We start from the raw sequence: 13,582 nt of genomic DNA, 5'->3' as shown, positions 1-13,582 counted from the left end.
CCATGGATTCATTAGGCGGAAGAAGGTATGTCCGAGCGTGGAACGGCTGCAGAAGGCCGGATCAACTGGCGACGCATCCTGCCGATACTGCTCACCACCACCCTGGTGGGCGGTGTCTGTGGGATCTTCGTCATCAACGAACTGGATCGCCAGCACGACGGCGCGCACCTGCGCTCGTACACCGAGAGGGCGCTGGAGCGGGCACTGGAGATTTCCTCCGCGGCGGACCAGATGCTCCGCGAGATGAACGCCGGCAGCGCGCCGGCCTGCAGCGACCAGGACCTGGAAATGCTGCGTTCCATCGTGCTCGAGTCGCGCTTCATGAGCGACGTTGGCAGGATCAGCGGCGACCGGGTCATGTGCACGGGCGTCCGGGGCCGGCTGCGCGCGCCCTGGGGATTGTCCGCGCCCGACCGGGTAGATGCCGCCGGCACCCGCTTCTGGACGGAGGGCATGCCCCTGCCGTTGCAGGCGTTGCCCACCGGACTGGTCAGTCGCGGCAACGCCGTCGTATTCATTGCCCCGCACGCCTATTTCGATGTCGACCACCCGGACCCGGGCATCTCGGCGGCGGCCGTCAGCAGTGGCGGCGACTACATCTACCACCGTTTCGCCTGGGACGACGACCAGCCCCTCGAGGCGCTCGACCGGCCCGGCTGGCCGCGCTTCATCGGTGCCCGGCAGATAAGCCTGTGCGACCCGACGCAGGACATCTGCGTGGTCTCCCTTCTCCGCGAACGCGGCCTGCTTGGCACCGAGCCCGGACGCGCGGCCATGGCCGCGGCGATCGGCGGCGGGCTGTTGTTCGGCGTCATGCTGCTGCTCAGCTACCTGTTCGGCTTCCTCAACGACGAAAAACTGCCGGCCAGGCTGCTGCGCGCGTTGAAGCGCGAGGCCCTGGAGGTGCACTACCAGCCCATCGTGCGCCTGGCCAGCGGCCGCTGCGCCGGGGTCGAGGCCCTGGCGCGCTGGACCGATAGCAGCCTGGGGCGGGTTTCCCCGGATGTCTTCATCGGCGCCCTGGAGGAGAGCGGCGACATCGAACTGCTGACCCGTTTCGTCTTCCGCCGCGCCCTGAAGCAGCTCGGGCCGTTGCTGAGGGAGCAGCGGAGCTTCTACGTCAGCGTCAACGTCACCGGCAAGGACATCGCCGACCCCGGTTTCATCGATTTCGCCATGCGCCAGATGGCCAGGGAAAGCGTGCGCCCGGAACAGGTCGCGCTGGAACTGACCGAGCGCACCACCGAGGCCCAGGGCTGCCTGCTGGCCGGGATGAACCGCCTGCGCGAACTCGGCCTGAAGATCTACGTGGACGATTTCGGCACCGGTCATTCGAACCTGGTCTACCTGGCCAACCTGCCGGTAGACGCGATCAAGATCGACAAGGTCTTCACTCAGTCCATCGGCGACAGCAGCGCCGTCGAACTGATCTTCGACAAGCTCTGCTCGATGGCCGAGCACCTGGAGATCGGCGTGGTCGTCGAAGGGATCGAGACACAGGCCCAGGCCGACCACGTGCTGCGCCGCTCGCCCGAGGCCCTCGGCCAGGGCTGGCATTTCGGCAAGGCACTGCCGCTGGAGGCCTTCCTCGACTACTACCGGAACCAGCCGGCGGACCGCTAGAACGGACCTTCCGCGGGGCACCACGCTGCGCTAGCATCGGCCGTCCATACCGGATGCGGCCTGGACGGCCGCACTCCGGATCGCACGGAACGGCCGGAAACGGCCGCGATCACCACAGGCCGCCATGCACGCATTCCCCCTCACCCTGGACAACCGACTCGCCGAAGCCCTGCCGCTATGGCGCAACCTGGCCCGCACCGACCGGGCGCCGCGAAGGAACATCGACCTCGCCGACTGGAAAGCCGACTGGCGCGAACTGATCGCCGCGCTCGACAGGTTTTCCCGGAGCCACGGCTATCGCCAGCCGTTCGCCGCGCAAGGGCACGCAGCCCTGGAAAACGCCTGGGCCTGGGGCCAGGCCGCGGAAAACGCCAGTACGCTGCTGCTCAAGGCCATCGACCGGGGCCTGGCCGGCGCCGAACTGCGCTCCATCTACCTGGAGACCGCCGCGCTGTGGCTGGACTACAGCCGGCTGCTCGGCGCCGCCCGCGACAGCCTGCGCGAGCAGGGCGAGGTCGACTTCGAGACGGCGCCGGCCCTGGCGCCGCGCACAGGCCAGTATCCGTTCGCGCTGCAACTGCTCGCCATGGGCGTGCTGCTCGATGCCCAGGAGCTCATCCCGGCGCTGGTCGAGGAGGTCCTGCAGTTCGATACCGACCGCCTGCTCGACTATCTCGGCGCGGCCGCCCTCGGCCTGACTTCCGCCAGCGAGGAAACCTTCCATCCACGGCCGTTCGGGCAGTTGCGGGCGTTCTTCGAAGAGGCGGACGGCAGCGACGCCCAGGCGCTGGCGCCTTACCTGCAAAGCCAGTACCGGGAGTTCTTCCAGCTTTCCCCCAAGGCGCAGAAGAAGACCCGCCGCCTGACCGGCCCCTACGCCTGGGGCTGGTGGGCCATGGAGGTGTCGGCGCTGGGTGTGCTCTACGGCTGGGACGATGGCGTCCTGCGCGCCTCGCCGCATTACCTCGGCGACCTGGTCGACTACGCGCGGGCGCGCGGCGACGCCTGAGCCACCGGCCGACGCTCAGGCCCGCCGGCGGCGGGCGAGGAACGCGGCGGCCAGGTCGAGGCTGGTGCAGAGCAGGAAGTAGAGCAGGGCGACGAACAGGAAGATCTCCGTCGGGTGGACCATCACCCGGTTGCTCACCTGGGTGGCGACGAAGGACAGCTCGCCGACGCCGATCACGTAGGCCAGGGAAGTGTCCTTGATCAGCGACACCCACTGGTTGAGGAAGGATGGCAGCATCACCGGCAGCGCCTGCGGCAGGATCACCAGGCGCAATACCTGCCACGGCCGCAGTCCGAGCGCGCGGGCGGCCGCCCACTGCCCGGCGGGGAGGCTGTGGATGCCGGCGTACACCGAGTGGGCGAGGTAGGCGCCGCCGATCAGCGACAGCGCGCAGACCACGGTGGCCAGCGCCGGTACGTCGACATGGAAGACGATCGGCAGCAGGAAGTAGGTCCAGAAGATCAGCATCAGCACCGGGATCGCGCGGAAGAAGCCGAGCAGCGCCACCAGCAGCAGGCGCGGCTTGCCGGGCAGCACCGCGAGGGCCACGCCGAGGACCAGGCCGAGCACCGCCGAAGCCAGTCCGGAGAGCGACGCCAGCAGCAGGGTCAGCGCCGCTCCGCCGAGCGGGCCGTCCGGGTAGGCGCCGAGCAGCAGGTAGGACAGGTTGTCCGAGATGACCGAGAAATCCATCTCACGCACCTCCCTGGCGGTAGCGGCGGGTCTGCTGCAACGCCTGGCCGAAGGCTTCGATCAGGGCGATGGCGCCGATGTAGAGAAGGGTGGCGATGCCGAAGGCCTGGAAGGTCTTGAAGGTCTCGGTTTCCACCTGGCGCGAAGCGTAGGACAGCTCGGCCAGGCCGATGGCCATCGCCAGCGAGGAGTTCTTCAGCGCATTCATGTACTGCCCGAGCAGCGGCGGCAGAGCCGTGCGCAGGGCCTGCGGCAGCACCACCACGCGCCATACCTGGCGCTGGGTCAGCCCCAGGGCGAGGCCGGCGGCGCGCTGCTCGGGGCGTACCGAGGCGATGCCGGCGCGGAACTCCTCGGCGACGAAAGCCGAGGTATAGAGGGTCAGCCCCCAGGCACCGGCGAGGAACTCGAAGGACGGCCAGTCGAGCAAGGGCGTCTCGTGCGGCGTGTTCAGCCAGCTCACCAGCGCCTCCGGCAGCAGCGCGGGAACGCCGAAGTACCAGAAGAACAGCTGCACCAGCAGCGGGGTATTGCGGAACAGCGCCAGGTAGGCGCGCGCCGGCCAGGACAGCAGGCGCCGGCGCGACAGCCGGGCGATGGCCAGGGGGGCGCCGATCAGGGTGGCGAGCAGGCAACTGAGCAGGGCAAGACCGAGGGTCAGCAGGAAGCCGTCGAGCAACCAGCGCAGGTACTGCGGGGCGAGAAGTTCGCCGAACATGTGCGGGATTCCGTCGGGTAGAACGAAAAACGCGCCTCAGCGAAGTGAGGCGCGCGGGTCGTGCGGGCGAAGCGGGCCGCTCAGCTCTTGTCGCCGATCTTGTACAGGCGCGCCAGCGGGGTCTTGGTCTGCGGACCGAACCAGGTGTCGTAGATCTTCTGCGCCTGGCCGTCCTGCTCCAGCTCGCGCAGGCTCTTGTCGACGAACTCGGTCAGGGCCTTCTCGCCCTTGGGAATACCGACGCCGATCAGGTCGTTGGAAATGGTGAAGGGCGGCACTTCGTACTTGTCGCGGTCGGGCACGTTGGCCAGCAGGCCGATCAGCTTCGGACCGTCCTGGGTGATGGCCTGGACCTGGCCGTTGCGCAGGGCGGTGAAAGCGAAGGGCGTGTCGTCGTAGGCGATGACCTTGGCGCCGGGGAACTTCTCGCGCAGCACGCCTTCGTTGACCGTGCCCTTGTCCACGCCGACCCGCCACTTGTTGAGGACTTCCGGCGAGGTCAGGGTGCCTTTCTTGACGATGAACTGCTGGCCGGAGGAGAAGTAGGGGATGCTGAAGTCCACCTGCTGCGCACGCTCCGGGGTGATGGTGAAGTTGGCCAGGACCAGGTCGACCTTGTTCGCCGTCAGCAGCGGGATGCGGTTGGCCGGGTTGGTCGGCAGCACTTGCAGCCGGACGCCCAGCTTGTCGGCCAGGGCCTTGGCATAGTCGACGTCGAGGCCTTCGATCTGCTTGCTCTTGGCGTCGACGAAGCCGAACGGCGGGTTGCTGTCGAAGGACGCGACGCGCAATACGCCGGCCTTGCGGATGTCCTCCAGGCGGTCGGCCTGGGCCAGGCCGGAGATCAGGGCGAGGGCGAGGGCGGTGATGGCGGGGAGTTTCTTCATGAAAGTTCCAGCTCCTTGTCGGCCGCGATCGACGATCAGGGCCTTGCAATGTGGGGCGGACATTCCGGATGGGAATGCCGCCATGTCGGCGCGGGGGTATCCCGTGGCGAAGGGAGTTTGGCAGGGGCCAAGGGTCGGGAGAAAAGAATGAATCGATCTATCTTATTTCCAGACGAAATAAGAGGTATGAAAACAAGGATTCAAGGAAATAAAAAACGATAGCGTAACGCCATGATCCGCAGGGCTTCCGCGTCGGGGGTTCGTCGTCGAGAAGGAAGGCCGGGGCCCGGCGGCCCCGTCAGCGGCTGTCCCGGCAGTCGATCACACTGGCGTTGGTGATGATGTCCCGGCTGTCGGTGTACAGGGTGATGCTGCAGAAATAGTCGAGGATGGTCTCGTTCTCGTAGTAGCCGGTCTTGCGATAGACCGCCTCGCTACTCACCGGCGCCATGCCGGCGACCCCCTGGCCACCGACGCCGACCCAGGTCTCGCGCTGGCCGACGTACTCGGTGCCGGTCTGTATGAAGACCTTGTCCGGCCCCATGTGGGTCCGCACGCGGTTCCAGGCGTAGAAGCCGCCGCTACCGTAGGACGAAGGGCCGAGGCCCTGGTCGGGCTTGCCGAACAGTTCGAAGGCCTTGCCGGCGGGCTGGCCGATGAGCTTCTGCGCGGCGACCTTGACCTCGTTGTCGCGATTCCCCGACTGACCGAGGGAGGCGCAGGCGCTGAGACCGAGGACGAGCAGGGCGAGACCGAAGGGCTTGATCGAGGGCATGGCATTCACTCCGTTGAAATGCCGCAGGATGTTAGAGGTCCAGCCGGCTCGCGGCTATTAGCTCATTTGTGCTAGTGCCGCTCACTTCGCCAGGTGCCGCGCCTGTTCGGCATGTACGCTGGCCATGAAGGTCTGCATGGCCGAGGAGTGGACCCGGTTGCGTCGGGTGATCAGGCCGTAGGGCGGCAGGCGCGGCTCCAGCTGGATCGGCAGGATCGCCAGCAGGTGCTTGCCCGGGTAGTCCTCGATCACCGAGCGTGGAGTGATGCCGATCATGTCGGTCTGTTGCAGCAGGGAGAGCAGGGTCATGATCGAGGTGGTCTCGACGATACTGCTCGGCAGGTCGATGCGCGCATTGTGGAAGGCCTGGTTGACGATCCCGCGCATCGGGCTGGGGTGCTGCTGCAACACCCAGGTCAGCTCCTGCAACTCGCCCCAGTCCAGCTTGCGTGCCTGCGACAACGGGTTCTGCGCGCCGACCACCACGCAGAGTTCTTCCTCGCCGAGGCTGTCGAACACCAGGTCGTCGGTGCGCGCGCCGCTGGGGATGCGTCCGAGCACCACGTCCAGCTGGTCCTGTTGCAGGGCCTGGACCAGCACGTCGCTGGTGTCCACCTGGATGCTCATCGACAGCCGTGGATGACTCTGCTTCAGGGTGGCGATGGTGCGCGTCAGCAGGCTCGAGGCCAGCGCCGGGATCGCTCCGACGGTGACCCGGCCGAGGTTGCCGGATTCCAGCGCGACCAGTTCCTCGCGCATCCCGGACAGCTCGGCGAAGATCATCCGCGAGTAATAGATCAGCGTCTCGCCGAAAGGCGTCGCGCGCATGCCGCGCGGCAAACGCTCGAACAACTCGACGCCGAGCAGGTCTTCGGCCTCGTGGAGCATCTTGGTCGCCGCCGGCTGGGTCATGCCAATCTCGTCGGCGGCGCGGCGCAGCGAGCCGAGTTCCTCCAGGGCCAGCATCAGGCGCAACTGGCGCAGGCGCAGGCGGCTGTGGATGATGCTGGCGTCGGGAATCCGGGACATGGCGTATCTCGCTGGCGGCGGGGAGACCCAGGGTGACAAGAAATCCACCCCGCCGCCAGACGCAGGCTCAGGCGGCATGCCGGAGACTCCGCCGGCCACGCCGGAACAGCGCCCCGGCGCACCGCGCCAGCAACGGCCAGAGCAGCATCGCCAGCGCCGCGCCGGTCAGGCTGGCCACCAGCGGGTTGGACCAGAACACCGAGAGTTGCCCGTCGGAGAACAGCATCGACTGGCGGAACGCGTCCTCGGCCTTGTCGCCGAGCACCGCGGCGAGCACCAGCGGGGCGATGGGGTAGCCGAGTTTCTTGAACAGGTAGCCGAGCGCGCCGAACAGCAGCATCAGGACCACGTCGAGCATGGCGTTGTGCACCGAGTAGGCGCCGATGGCGCAGACCATGACGATGATCGGTGCGACGATGGCGAACGGAATCCGCAGGATCGAGGCGAACAGCGGCACGGTCGCCAGTACCACGATCAGGCTGACCACGTTGCCCAGGTACATGCTGGCGATCAGGCCCCAGACGAAGTCGTGCTGTTCGACGAACAGCGTCGGCCCGGGATGCAGCCCCCAGATCATCAGGCCACCGAGCATCACCGCGGCGGTCGCCGAGCCGGGGATGCCGAGCGTCAGCATCGGCAGCAGGGCGCTGGTGCCGGCGCTATGGTCGGCTGTCTCCGGAGCGATCACGCCTTCCACCTCGCCCTTGCCGAAGTTCTCGCGGTTCTTCGAGAAGCGCCGCGCCAGGCTGTAGCTCATGAACGAGGCGGCGGTGGGGCCGCCCGGAGTGACGCCCATCCAGCAGCCGACCAGCGCGCTGCGCAGCCAGGTCAGCCAGTAGCGCGGCAGCCTGGCCCAGGTACGCAGGATCACCATCGGCGTGATGCGTGCGCGCTCGCCGCGAAACACCAGGCCTTCCTCCACCGTGCAGAGGATCTCGCCGATGCCGAACAGGCCGATCACCGCCACCTCGAAACTCAGCCCGGAAAGCAGCCAGGGCTGGTCGAAGGTCAGGCGCAGCTCGCCGGACACGGTATCCATGCCCACGGCGGCCATGGCGAAGCCGATGGTCATCGCCACCAGGGTCTTCAATGGCGGGTTGCGGCTCATGCCGATGAAGGTGCAGAACGCCAGCAGGTAGACGGCGAAGAACTCGGGCGAGCTGAACGCCAGGGCGAAGCGAGCGATATGGGTGGACAGGAAGGTCAGCAGCAGCACGCCGACCAGCGCCCCGAGGAGCGCCGAGGTGAAGGCGGCGGTCAGCGCTTCGCCGGCCTGGCCGTTGCGCGCCATCGGGTAGCCGTCGAAAGTGGTGGCCACCGACGACGGCTCGCCGGGGATGTTGAACAGGATCGAGGTGATCGAGCCGCCGAACAACGCGCCCCAGTACATGCAGGAAAGCAGGATGATCGCCGACACCGGCGACATGCTGAAGGTCAGCGGCAGCAGCAGCGCCACCCCGTTCGGCGCACCGAGGCCTGGCAGCACGCCGACCAGGATGCCGAGCAGCACGCCGATCACCATCAGGCCGAGGTGATGGGCGCTGAGGACCAGGCTCATGCCCTGCATCAGGGAATCGAATTCGCTCATGGCCTGGCGCTCCCGACGAAGGCCGCAAGGTCGACCAGTATTCCGGCATCCAGCGGGACCTTGAACCAGACGGCGAAGACCAGGTAGCTGGCCAGCGCCGCACCGCAGGACAGCGTGACGATCAGCGGCACGCCGTAGGGTTTGTCGCGGCTACGGTCGCGCCACATGAACCAGGCGATGAACAACGCGGAGGCGAGGTAGATCCCGGCGAACGGCATGGCCGCCACGTAGGCGGCGATCGGCAGGAACACCGCAAGCACCCGGCGAAAGGCCGTGCGGGCGACGAACGAGGTACCCAGCGCCCGCCAGCGGCACAGGGCCAAGAGCAGGTTGCCGAGGCTGGCGGCGCTCAGCAGCAGGCCGATGTAGAAGGGGAAATAGCCGGCCTCGGGGCCGCTGTCGCCCCAGCCGATGCCGATATCCTGGCTGCCGTACATGACGATCGCGCCGAGCGCGGCGGTGAACAGCGCCAGGCCGATCTCCACCCAGCGGGTGGCGACCAGCGGCGCATCGGATGAGCTGGACATGTTCGTCTCCTGGTCGCGCTACGCGGGTTACTGGCGAAGCCAGCCGGCTTCCTGGAACAGCGGGATGACGCGCTGGCGGTCCTTCTCGATGTAGCTAACCAGGTCCTCGCCTGCGAGGAAGGTCGGCGCCAGCGCCGAGCGTTCGACATAGTCCCTGAACTCGGCGGTCTGGCTGACCTTGCGCATCAACTCGACGTAGAAGGCGCGCTGCTCGTCGCTGACTCCGCCGGGCAGGAACACGGTGCGCGGGAAGCGGTACTGGTCGATGCCCAGGCCCTGCTCGTGGCAGGTGGGGATGTCCGCCCAGGACTGCTCGGCAGCGACCTTGGCGGTGTAGATCATGCGCTCGTGGCTGAACACGCAGAGCGGCCGGACCTGGCCGCCGCGCCACTGGCTGAGGCTTTCCGCCGGGTTGTTGAGGTTGGCGGCGATGTGCCTGCCGGCCAACTGGATGGACGCCTCGCTGCCGCTCTTGAAGGGGATGTAGGTCAGCTTGCCGCCGACCTGCTTGCCGAGCAGCAGGCTTAGAGTCTGGTCGACGTCCTTCGACTGGCTGCCGCCGAAGCGCATGCCTGCCGCGTCCTTCTTCAGATCGGCGAGGAACGCCGCGGCGTCCGCCCACGGCGCCGCCTGGTAGGTCCAGAGGATGAAGTCGTCCTCGGCCACCGCCGCCACCGGCGTCAGGTCGGTCCATTGGTAGCCCAGCCGGGCCACCAACGGCAGCAGGTAGACATTGTTGGTGCCGATCACCAGCTTGTGCGCGTTGCCCTTGGCCAGCTTCAGGTCGAGGAAAGCTTCGGCGCCGTTGCCGCCGCCCTTGTTCAGCACCACGGTGTTGACGTCGAGCAGCTTGTTCTGGCTGATCGCCGACTGGACCAGGCGGGCGAGTTGGTCGGTGCCGCCACCGGGACCGCCGGCGACGACGATCTCCAGGTTCTCTTCGGGTTTCCAGGCAGCCGCCAGGGCGGGCAGGGTGGTGCAGCAGAGCAGGGCGCAAGCGGCCAGGAAGGAGGGGACGGAGCGCGCATATGCGGTACGCATGGAGGACCTCTGGTTGTCATTGTTGTTATGGGTAGAGCGGAGTGTGCGAAGCGCACCGATAAGCGTCCACTCAAAATAAGGCATACACCGATAGCCTGGGGTTATGAGTGGAAGCGGATGTCGGATACCTGGAGCGATAACCGTAGGAAATGGCCGTATGAGCAGCTTTGATTAGACGGTTATCGATGGAAAGCCGGATAGTGGGCCTGCCGGACCTGCCAACCCAGTTCCGCAGCACAAGAACAACAATAAAAGAGGTACGACCCATGGCTCAGGCACAGACCGCCGTGCTCCAGGCTGATCCTGCCCAGGACAAGGCCACTGCCGCAAAACCCAGCAACGTCCGCTGGCGCATCTTCGCCATCGTCTTCGCCCTGACGGTGATCAACCTGGTCGACCGGGTCTCGCTGTCCATCGCCATGCCCACCATCGCCGGTGAATTCCAGCTCACGCCGAGCATGCAGGGGCTGATCCTCAGCAGCTTCTTCTGGGCCTACGCGCTGTTGCAGATTCCCGGCGGCTGGCTGATCGACCGCTACGGCCCGCGCCGGGTGATCGGCTGGTCCACCGGCCTCTGGGGAGCCTTCCAGACCCTCGCGGCCTTCGCCAGCGGCGGCCTGTCGCTGATGTTCGCCCGGGTCGCCCTGGGCGCGGCGGAAGCGCCGCTGTTCCCCTCCGGCGGCAAGCTCAACTCGCTGTGGCTGGGCTCCAGCGAACGCAGCCGCGGCGCCGTGCTGATGGACTGCGGAGGGCCGCTGGGCGTCGCTCTCGGCGGACTGGTCATCGCCTACCTGATCGCCGTGCTCGGCTCCTGGCGCAGCGCCTTCTTCATCGCCGGCATCGCCACCCTGGCCATGGCCTGGCTGGCCTGGCACTACCTGCGCGACGACCCGGCCGAGCATCCCGGGGTCAACGCCGCCGAGCTGGGCCGGATCAACGCCGACCGCACCACCCCGCTCGCCGAAGCGGACTGCCAGGCCGGCGGAAGACTGGGCATCGCCGGCCGCTCCCTGGTCGGTATCGTCCTCGGCCGCGCCAGTTGGGCCATGGTGTTCTTCGGCCTGCTGACCTGGGGTCCTAGCTACCTGGCGCAGGCGCGCGGTTTCGATATCAAGGGTATCGGCGCCGCGACCTTCGTCATCTTCCTCTGCGGCGCCGTCGGTTCCCTGGTCGGCGGCTTCCTCTGCGACCTGCTGATCCGCAAGGGCGTGCGCCGCGGCCTGGCGGCCAAGGGCCTGCTGACGGTCTCGGGCCTCGCGGCGCTGGTCGCCTTCCTGCTGTTGCCGAGCCTGGAAGATGCCTATGCCGCCGTGACCCTGCTGGCGCTGACCGCCTTCTTCCTGATGTGGGGCAGCCTGTACTGGAGCTTTCCGGCCTTGCTCGCCGCTCCGGCCCGGGTCGGCCTGGTCGGCGGGGTGATGAACATGGCCGGCAGCCTCGGCGGCATCGCCGTGCCGATCCTGGTCGGGCTGCTGCTGCAACACCTGGGCGGATATGCCGCGGTGCTGGGCTTCTTCGCCCTCTGCTCGGCAGCCTTCATCGCCGGCACCCTGCTGATTTCCCTGGACAAGACCGAGGCAAAGCATGGCTGAGCTGTACGACGGGCCGATCGTCGACGCCCATCATCATTTCTGGGACCCGCAGGCGAACTACCACCCCTGGCTCGCGGAGGACGCCAAGATTCCGTTCCGCTACGGCGACTACAGCGCGATCAAGCGCCGCTACCTGCCGGCGGACTACTTCGGCGACGTCGGCGCACACCGGGTGGTCGAGACGGTCTACGTGGAAACCGAGTGGGACCCGCGCGATCCGCTCGGCGAAACCCGCTTCGTGCATCACCTCGCCGAACGCCATGGCGCGCCCCACGCGGTGGTGGCGCAGGCCTGGCTGGACGCGCCGGACGCCGCCGAGGTGCTGGCGGCGCAGGCGGGCTTCGCACGGGTCCGCAGCGTCCGCCACAAGCCCGGCGGTCCGCAACGCCCGCAACAGGTCGGCGAGCTGCGCAGCCTGATGAGCGACGAGCGCTGGCGTCGCGGCTATGCCGAGCTGGCCCGGCACGGCCTGCACTTCGACCTGCAGACACCCTGGTGGAACCTCGCCGAGGCCGCATGCCTGGCGCGCGACTTCCCCGATACGCTGATCGTGCTCAACCACGCCGGCCTGCCGTCCGATCGCAGCGAGGAGGGGCTGGCCGCCTGGCAACGGGCCATGGCGCGCTTCGCCGAATGCCCCAACGTGGCGTTGAAGATCTCCGGCATCGGCCAGGCCGGCCGGCGCTGGAGCGTCGAGGACAACGCCTGGATCGTCCGCGAAAGCATCGCCCTGTTCGGCGTCGAGCGGGCGATGTTCGCCAGCAACTTCCCGGTGGACAGCCTGTGCGGCTCGTTCGACGACATCTATGGCGGTTTCAAACGCATCGTCGCCGACCTGCCGTACGCCGACCAGGAACGGCTTTTCCATAGCAACGCGCGGCGCATCTACCGCACCGTACCCGACACCGTGCGCCTGCAGCAGGCGTCGCCCGACCCGAGGACTTCCCCATGAACGCTCCATCCCTACCGCGACTGGCCATGGTCCTGGGCGATCCGGCCGGCATCGGCCCGGAACTGATCGCCCGCCTGCTGGCCGACACCGAGGTGCGCGAGAAGGCGCACATCGTGCTGATCGCCGACGAAGCGGAAATGCGTCGCGGCATGCGCATCGCCGGCTGCGAATTCCCCTACCGGCGCATCGACGCGCTGGAGACCCTGGATTTCGCCGACGCCACGCCACTGCTGCATCCCTGGCTCAGCCAGGGCGGGGACGAGTTCCCACGCAGCGAAGCGAGCGCCGTCGGTGGCCGCTACAGCCTGGAGACCCTCGCGCTGGCCCTCGAACTGACCCGCAGCGGCAGGACCGATGCGATCCTCTTCGGCCCGCTGAACAAGACCTCGCTGCACATGGCCGGCATGGACCACAGCGACGAGTTGCACTGGTTCGCCGAGCGCCTGGGGTTCGGCGGCCCGTTCTGCGAGTTCAACGTCCTCGACGACCTCTGGACCTCGCGGGTGACCTCCCACGTAGCCCTGGCCGAGGTGCCGGGCCTGCTCAGCCAGGAGCGGGTAGGGGAGGCGATCCGCCTGATCGACGACGCGCTGCGCCGCAGCGGCCTGGCGCGGCCGCGCATCGGCGTCTGCGGACTGAACCCGCACAACGGCGACAACGGCAGCTTCGGCCGCGAGGAGCTGGACATCATCGCTCCGGCGGTGCAGAAGGCGCGCGAACAGGGGATCGCCGCCGACGGCCCGTATCCCGCCGACACCATTTTCCTCAAGGTGCAGGGCGACGCCCGTGCCTTCGACGCGGTGGTGACCATGTACCACGACCAGGGGCAGATCGCGATCAAGCTGATGGGCTTCTCCCGCGGCGTGACCGTCCAGGGCGGCCTGCCGATCCCCATCGCTACGCCGGCCCACGGTACCGCCTTCGATATCGCCGGGCAGGGAAGGGCCGACGTCGGCGCCACCCGCCAGGCGTTCGAGATCGCCTGCCGGATGGGCAGGCGCAAAGCCTGATCGCCTGCATGCGACGCGACAACCAGAGCGCCGCCCCTTCGTAACGCGCTCCCTGGCGCCTCCCTGTACCGTCGCGGCGGGGCAGGAGGCGTCGCACCTTCGACGAGAGACACATCGCCTGGAGCCGCAGCGCTCCAC

The 13,582-nt window shown here is 67.8% G+C and carries 13 protein-coding genes; 5 read left to right on the top strand and 8 right to left on the bottom strand.

Translation table 11 applies throughout. From position 1 onward, the window contains the following. The first annotated feature begins 27 nt into the window (after nt 1-27). Both AT700_RS14115 and AT700_RS14110 read left to right on the top strand, forming a co-directional pair. The gene (locus AT700_RS14115) at nt 28-1,623 is read left to right on the top strand and encodes an EAL domain-containing protein (RefSeq protein WP_048521104.1); all 1,596 of its coding nucleotides are present in this window, start codon (nt 28-30) and stop codon (nt 1,621-1,623) included. A 124-nt stretch (nt 1,624-1,747) separates the two neighbouring features. Continuing rightward, entirely contained in the window at nt 1,748-2,632 is an 885-nt protein-coding gene (locus AT700_RS14110; protein WP_003113693.1) for a DUF1911 domain-containing protein, read from the top strand. Nucleotides 2,633-2,647: 15 nt separating this feature from the next. On the opposite strand, the gene AT700_RS14105 is transcribed toward AT700_RS14110, so the two are convergent. From AT700_RS14105 to AT700_RS14070, 8 genes are all read right to left on the bottom strand, one after another. Further along, on the bottom strand, nt 2,648-3,325 hold the full coding sequence (locus AT700_RS14105; protein ID WP_003113694.1) for an amino acid ABC transporter permease: 678 nt from the start codon (nt 3,323-3,325) through the stop codon (nt 2,648-2,650). Between the two features lies 1 nt (nt 3,326). Next, a complete protein-coding gene (locus AT700_RS14100; protein ID WP_003089046.1) occupies nt 3,327-4,043 on the bottom strand; it encodes an amino acid ABC transporter permease in 717 nt (238 codons plus the stop codon). A gap of 80 nt (nt 4,044-4,123) precedes the next feature. Beyond that, complete coding sequence (locus tag AT700_RS14095) at nt 4,124-4,930, bottom strand: ABC transporter substrate-binding protein (protein WP_003089047.1); 807 nt, start codon at nt 4,928-4,930, stop codon at nt 4,124-4,126. A gap of 298 nt (nt 4,931-5,228) precedes the next feature. Beyond that, nucleotides 5,229-5,705, bottom strand: a complete 477-nt coding sequence (locus AT700_RS14090; RefSeq protein ID WP_003089049.1) for a hypothetical protein — start codon at nt 5,703-5,705, stop codon at nt 5,229-5,231. An 81-nt stretch (nt 5,706-5,786) separates the two neighbouring features. Continuing rightward, nucleotides 5,787-6,734, bottom strand: coding sequence for a LysR family transcriptional regulator (locus AT700_RS14085; RefSeq protein WP_003089050.1), 948 nt, complete (start codon nt 6,732-6,734; stop codon nt 5,787-5,789). A gap of 67 nt (nt 6,735-6,801) precedes the next feature. Continuing rightward, on the bottom strand, nt 6,802-8,322 hold the full coding sequence (locus AT700_RS14080) for a tripartite tricarboxylate transporter permease (protein ID WP_003123454.1): 1,521 nt from the start codon (nt 8,320-8,322) through the stop codon (nt 6,802-6,804). After that, entirely contained in the window at nt 8,319-8,849 is a 531-nt protein-coding gene (locus AT700_RS14075) for a tripartite tricarboxylate transporter TctB family protein (RefSeq protein WP_003113696.1), read from the bottom strand. Before AT700_RS14075 ends, AT700_RS14080 begins: the two co-directional genes overlap by 4 nt. A 27-nt stretch (nt 8,850-8,876) precedes the next feature. Beyond that, on the bottom strand, nt 8,877-9,890 hold the full coding sequence (locus AT700_RS14070; protein WP_016263500.1) for a Bug family tripartite tricarboxylate transporter substrate binding protein: 1,014 nt from the start codon (nt 9,888-9,890) through the stop codon (nt 8,877-8,879). Nucleotides 9,891-10,156: 266 nt separating this feature from the next. Here AT700_RS14070 and AT700_RS14065 point away from each other — a divergent pair, with 266 nt between their 5' ends. The 3 genes from AT700_RS14065 to AT700_RS14055 are packed head-to-tail and all read left to right on the top strand — an operon-like array spanning nt 10,157 to nt 13,444. Further along, complete coding sequence (locus AT700_RS14065; RefSeq protein ID WP_003117133.1) at nt 10,157-11,482, top strand: MFS transporter; 1,326 nt, start codon at nt 10,157-10,159, stop codon at nt 11,480-11,482. Continuing rightward, on the top strand, nt 11,475-12,434 hold the full coding sequence (locus AT700_RS14060; RefSeq protein ID WP_003113699.1) for an amidohydrolase family protein: 960 nt from the start codon (nt 11,475-11,477) through the stop codon (nt 12,432-12,434). Before AT700_RS14065 ends, AT700_RS14060 begins: the two co-directional genes overlap by 8 nt. Then, on the top strand, nt 12,431-13,444 hold the full coding sequence (locus tag AT700_RS14055; protein WP_003123450.1) for a 4-hydroxythreonine-4-phosphate dehydrogenase PdxA: 1,014 nt from the start codon (nt 12,431-12,433) through the stop codon (nt 13,442-13,444). Before AT700_RS14060 ends, AT700_RS14055 begins: the two co-directional genes overlap by 4 nt. Nucleotides 13,445-13,582: the final 138 nt, after the last annotated feature.

This window comes from Pseudomonas aeruginosa, from assembly GCF_001457615.1.
Taxonomy (GTDB): Bacteria; Pseudomonadota; Gammaproteobacteria; order Pseudomonadales; family Pseudomonadaceae; genus Pseudomonas; species Pseudomonas aeruginosa.
The sequence above is the reverse complement of the archived record's forward strand: the minus strand, read 5'-3'. Positions and strand labels throughout refer to the sequence as shown.